The following is a 4151-nucleotide window of genomic DNA, read 5'->3' on the forward strand; positions in this document are numbered from 1 at the left end:
GGTCGCGGAAATGCTCCGCGGCCGCAATCGCGCAGTTCGCCGCCCGCTTCTTCGCGCCAGGCGATTCGCTGGCCGTGGCCGCAATCACGACCGTCCGTTTGCGCATATCAGGCGTCAGCGTATGCTGGATGAAGTCGTTCACCTCGCGGCCGCGTTCCCCGATCAGGGCGATCACTACCCGGTCAGCCTCCAGGCCTGTGGCAAGTGAGCCTAGGAACGTGGACTTACCTATGCCGGAGCCCGCAAACAGGCCGATCCGCTGGCCGCGGCACAAAGGCAGCAGAGTGTCCGTGACGGCCCATCCCGTGGCCAGACGCGGTCCCAGACGCCGGCGGGCGTGCGCGGGAAGGGCGGGGGCGTGAAGCGCCCGGATGCTGGCCCGCACCGGTGCGGCGGCCGTCTCGCCGCTGGCGACCTCGCCCCGGTAGTTGATCACGTGGCCAAGCCAGTGGTCACCGGGCTCAATGCGCGCTTCCTGGTCGATTTCGACCCTGTCACCGATGCGAATTGTGTCACAGGGCGAAAAAAGCAGCGCGGTAACACTTTCCGCCGACACGCTCAGGATCTCTCCGTGGATGGTCTGACCGGGTTTCCGGATCTGGATTTCGTTGCCCACACCCGCCAGTTGGCTGATTCCAGCGATCTTTAGCATGCCCGGCGCGACATCCGTCACCGTGCCCCACAGCCGGTAGAGTTGGTCGAGCCGGGAAGAGATCATCGTCTGCAAGTAAACAAAACCCCGTCTGTTGTTAACCTATTCTTTAACTAATCCGAACATTTTCTTAAAAGGTTAACCACGGTGACTCAGCCATGATTTCCGACGTGCAATTGTTCAAAGTCTACGGCGCGATGGCTCGCTACGCGGCCGAAGCGCAAAACGTCAGTGCGACCAATATCGCCCGGGCGAATGAACCTGGGTACAAGGCCAAGGAGATCGAAACCTTCGATGCCTTCCTCGCCCGCGTATCCAATAATGCGGCCGCCGACCCGATGACGGCCTCGTTCCACCTCACCGAATCGCGCGGGCCTATGTCGCCCAATGGCAACAATGTCAGTCTTGAGCAGGAAGTCTTCAATTCTGCCGAGGCTATGGGCCAGCACAGCCTTGCGCTCTCGGTTTACACCAAGTCGATGGACCTGTTGCGCACTGCAATTGGCCGTCGCGGCTAAGGACGTCAGCGATGAACCCGCTCAAGGCAACCATGATGCAGGCGGTCCAGGGAATGGAGCTGCAGTCCAAACGGATGGGCATCTCCTCGGAGAACATCTCGAACGTCGACACGCCTGGCTACCGCCGCAAGCTTCTGATGGTTTCGCCCCAGCAGACGACCGGCGACCAGTTCATGGAAACGCGCGTACGGCTCGACCAGTCGGAAGGAGTACGCAGCTTCGACCCGGAACACCCCATGGCCGACGCCGATGGCTATGTGACCATGTCCAACGTTTCACTCGTGACCGAGCTTGCAGATATGCGCGAAGCCAACCGGTCCTACGAAGCCAACCTCAACTCATTCCAGCAGGCACGGACAATGTACCGGTCCTTGCTGGATGTCCTGCGCCGCTAAGGAGAACCTGAATGTCGAGCCTGGGATTTAATCCGTATAATACGCTGGGCACCGCCGCCCGCGCGATTGATGGCGCCGGTGCAGCTGGCAAGCCCGAAGCCGCGGGTAACCAGATCGCAGAAGGCATTGGCGATTTCCGCGCCGCCCTGCAACAGGCTGAACAAACCGCCATGCAGACAGCCGTAACCGGCGCTGACCCGCATGCTATGGTTCAGGCGCTCAGCAATGCTGAGATCATGCTCGATGCAGCCGTGACCATCCGCAACAAGGTCGTGGAAGCCTATCAGGAACTTTTGCGGATGCCGGTCTGAGGCGCGCAGGCAGTCATGTCCGAGGGCGAGATCTTTGAAGTATTGCGTGCGAACCTCTGGGGGGCCGCGATGATGGGGTTGCCTATCCTGGCAACCACACTCGTTGTCGGTTTCGTGATTGGTCTCCTTCAGGCGCTTACTTCGATTCAGGAGATGACACTGACCTTCATCCCGAAGATTCTGGCAGTCCTGATCGTATTCTTTCTCTCGCTTGGTTACATGACCAAGGTCGCGCTCGACCTGTTCAATAACTGGGTTATCCCGCTCATTTCCGGATAGGTCAGGACATGCCGAACTCGAAGTCTTTCGGACTGACCGACCCGACCTCGCTGCTCGCGATCGGGCTGATGGTGGTCATCCTGTTCATGATCCTGCCGATGCCGGCCTGGGTCATCGATATCGGCCTGACCATCTCGTTTGCGTTGTCGATCCTGATTTTCACGACGGTGATCTTCGTCGAGAAGCCGCTCGATTTCTCCTCCTTCCCCAGCATCCTGCTCGCGACACTGATCCTGCGGCTGGCGCTGAACGTCGCCTCGACCAAGCTGATCATCGGGGAGGGGCACACAGGCACCGACGCCGCCGGTGAAGTGATCGAGGGCTTCGCCATGTTCGTCATGGGCGGCGAGCTGTTCGTGGGCCTCGTGGTGTTCGCCGTGCTGATGATCGTGAACTTCATGGTGATCACCAAAGGCGCCGGCCGGATGGCCGAAGTCGGTGCCCGCTTCGCCCTCGATGCGATGCCGGGCAAGCAGATGGCGATTGATTCCGACCTTGCCGTCGGCGCGATCACGCATGAAGAAGCGAGGCTCCGCCGCGCGCGCGAACAGGAAGAGGCCGCCTTCCTCGGCTCGCTCGATGGTGCTTCTAAATTCGTGAAAGGCGACGCGATTGCGGGCCTGCTCATCACCGCCCTGAACCTCCTCGCCGGCATGGGCTTCGGCCTGATGGTGCATGGCCTCAGCTTCAACGAAGCGGTTCAGAACTATTCGATCCTGACGGTGGGCGACGGTCTGGTCACGCAGATCCCGGCTGTGATCGTTTCGATCTCCGCTGCACTCCTCCTGGCGAAGGGCCGGGAAGAAGGCGCCATCGACCGTGCGCTTGGCCTGCAGCTCGGTGCAAGTGCGACACCGCTGCTGATTGTCGGCGGCGTGATGGCGATCTTCGCCTTATTGGGTCTGCCCTTCATCCCGTTCATGACGGCGGCCGCCGGTTTCGTCTTTGCGTCCTTCCTCATCCGCAAGGAGGAGAGGCGCAAAGCTGAAGAGAAGGCCAATCCGGCGCCATCCACAGCGCCCAAGGTCGCCAAGATCGGCGACTCGATCTATTCGGACGAAATCCATCTGGAGGTCGCACCGGACCTGGTAAATCTTGTCCTCGTCGGCGAGAATGGTTTCGAAAGCCGTGTCGATAAGATTCGCCGCTACATCGCCGAAGAGTACGGTTTTGTCCTTCCTCCCATCCGGATGACAGACAATCCGACCCTCAAGAAGAACGAGTACCGCATCCGTATTCAGGGCGTGCGCCTGGACTCCGGATTCCTGCGGCCTGGAAATGTTCTGGCCCTGATCGAAGACAACCAGCTGCCGCACATGCAAGGTGAAAAGGTCCGCGAGCCGGTCTATAAGGCGGCTGCGCGCTGGCTGCCGAACAGCAGGAAGCAGGAGCTTGCGGCGTCCGGCATTCCGACCGTCGAGCCGATGGAGGTGCTTGCCACCCACATGCTCGAGGTCATCCAGTCCAACTTCTCACTCGTCTTTACCCGGATGGTCATGGTTGAGACACTCGACGCGCTGACCAGGATCACCGATACTGAGCGCGCCGCTGCAAACCAGCGTTTCCTGGACGAGTACGTCCCTGGCAAGGTGACGCCGGAAATCCTGCTGTCGGTGCTGCGCCTTCTTCTGTCCGAGCGCATCTCTGTTCGCAACCTGTTCCTGATCGTGGAGACAATTGCAGAGGTCAAGCCGATGGGGCTTGGTGTGCCCCGTATTGTCGAACTCGTGCGCCAGCGTCTTGCTTTCCAGATTGTTGACCGCCTGCAGGACGAGCAGGGCCGCCTGCCGCTCGTCCAGCTGTCAGCCGGCTGGGAGCAGAAATTCTCTCAATATGAGGTTAATGGAGACAGCGGCAGTTCCGACGTCGCCTTGCCGCCGGAACTCTTCAGTGAACTGATCACTGCCGTCCAGTTGAAGCTGAATGAAACCGCCCAGAAGGGAATTGTTGCGGCTGTTGCGACGACATCCAAGCGCCGCCGTTTCCTGCAGACCGT

The 4151-nt window shown here is 60.3% G+C and carries 5 protein-coding genes and 1 pseudogene; 5 read left to right on the forward strand and 1 reads right to left on the reverse strand.

All coding sequences use genetic code 11. The annotated features are described in order from the left end of the window. A pseudogene (gene fliI / locus WEA77_RS06625) lies at positions 1–718 on the reverse strand (flagellum-specific ATP synthase FliI); the annotation flags it as partial. Between the two features lie 92 nt (positions 719–810). Between fliI and WEA77_RS06630 the strand changes: the two are divergent. The 5 genes from WEA77_RS06630 to WEA77_RS06650 all read left to right on the forward strand — a co-directional run. Next, complete coding sequence (locus WEA77_RS06630) at positions 811–1170, forward strand: flagellar biosynthesis protein FlgB (RefSeq protein WP_368067081.1); 360 nt, start codon at positions 811–813, stop codon at positions 1168–1170. An 11-nt stretch (positions 1171–1181) separates the two neighbouring features. After that, on the forward strand, positions 1182–1565 hold the full coding sequence (locus WEA77_RS06635; RefSeq protein WP_368067082.1) for a flagellar basal body rod C-terminal domain-containing protein: 384 nt from the start codon (positions 1182–1184) through the stop codon (positions 1563–1565). Between the two features lie 11 nt (positions 1566–1576). Next, complete coding sequence (locus WEA77_RS06640; RefSeq protein WP_368067083.1) at positions 1577–1876, forward strand: flagellar hook-basal body complex protein FliE; 300 nt, start codon at positions 1577–1579, stop codon at positions 1874–1876. Positions 1877–1891: 15 nt separating this feature from the next. After that, on the forward strand, positions 1892–2155 hold the full coding sequence (locus WEA77_RS06645; RefSeq protein WP_368067084.1) for a flagellar biosynthetic protein FliQ: 264 nt from the start codon (positions 1892–1894) through the stop codon (positions 2153–2155). An 8-nt stretch (positions 2156–2163) separates the two neighbouring features. Continuing rightward, a partial coding sequence (locus tag WEA77_RS06650; RefSeq protein WP_368067085.1) for a flagellar biosynthesis protein FlhA occupies positions 2164–4151 on the forward strand: 1988 nt, incomplete at its 3' end.

It is taken from the genome of Hyphomonas sp. (assembly GCF_040882205.1).
Taxonomy (GTDB): domain Bacteria; phylum Pseudomonadota; class Alphaproteobacteria; order Caulobacterales; family Hyphomonadaceae; genus Hyphomonas.